This is a genomic window from Pseudaestuariivita atlantica (assembly GCF_001205715.1).
GTDB classification, from domain to species: domain Bacteria; phylum Pseudomonadota; class Alphaproteobacteria; order Rhodobacterales; family Rhodobacteraceae; genus Pseudaestuariivita; species Pseudaestuariivita atlantica.
This window is the reverse complement of sequence record NZ_AQQZ01000048.1, coordinates 1-969: the sequence shown is the minus strand read 5'-3', so window position 1 is coordinate 969 and position 969 is coordinate 1. Positions and strand designations below refer to the sequence as shown.

Genomic DNA, 969 nt, shown 5'->3' with positions numbered 1-969 from the left:
ATCGCAACCACCAGCTTCCCGTCATCGATCCAGACCGTGAACTCGCCCGAATCCGCGCCTTCGACATCGGCGGACACCAGGGCCTGGCGGCCGTACAGCCGGTCAAGCTCGAAGGTCAGCTCGATCGTCGCCGCGCGCAGGTTCATCGCCGCGTGCTGGCCGACTTCCATGTAATCGTCATCCTCGCCGCTCAGCTGGCCGGGGCCTTCGACCGCGAGGACCGGGGCCTTGACGCCCGCGACGACGTGATCGGCCATCGTGCCCAGATCATTCCCACGGCCCGCGTTGCGGACGTTGACGGCGTCTTCGAGGGGTTCGAGGGCTTCGTCGAGGTTGTCGGAGGTGGCGACGATGCCGTAGGTCGGCGCGGCGCTGTGCTCGATGTCGGACTCTTTCACGAGGTCGCCGTAGACGGTGATCGTGCCCAGCAGGTCGTCGTTATGCGCGCCGCCGTTGCGGCCTTGGTCCGAGTAGAGCGTGATGATCGAGTGGTCCATCACGCCATCGTTGTTGATGTCGCCGTAGGTGATCGAGGCGATCTCGGTCGTGTGGCCCTCGATCACGATCCGGTCGCCCTCGTCGCGGCTGAAGTCGAGGATGGTGTCGTTGCCCAGCACGTCCAGCCAGTGGTCGTGGATGTTGTCGTTCTCGCCGGCGATGCGGCCCCAGTTGATCGTGCCGTCGCTGCGGGTGTGCTCGCGGATGAAGCGTTCCTTGGCGTTGATCAGGGTCTGGAAGTAGAAGATGTCGGCGCCGTCGCCGCCATGCAGCAGGTCGTCGCCGGGCACCGGCTGGTCGGGGTACAGCTTGCCGCCGGTCAGCTCGTTGAAGGGATCGCCCTCGTCGCGGTTGGGGTCGTAGGTGACCGCGCCCTCGCGTCCGTCGGCGCGCGAGATGATCAGGTCGTCGCCCGCGCCACCGCGCAGCACGTCTTCGCCGTGGCCGCCGTCGATGATGTCGTTGCCGTCA

1 pseudogene is annotated in these 969 nt (G+C 66.6%); it reads right to left on the bottom strand.

Features of this window, described 5'->3' with window-relative positions:
• Positions 1-969: pseudogene (locus ATO11_RS22265) on the bottom strand (hypothetical protein); the annotation flags it as partial.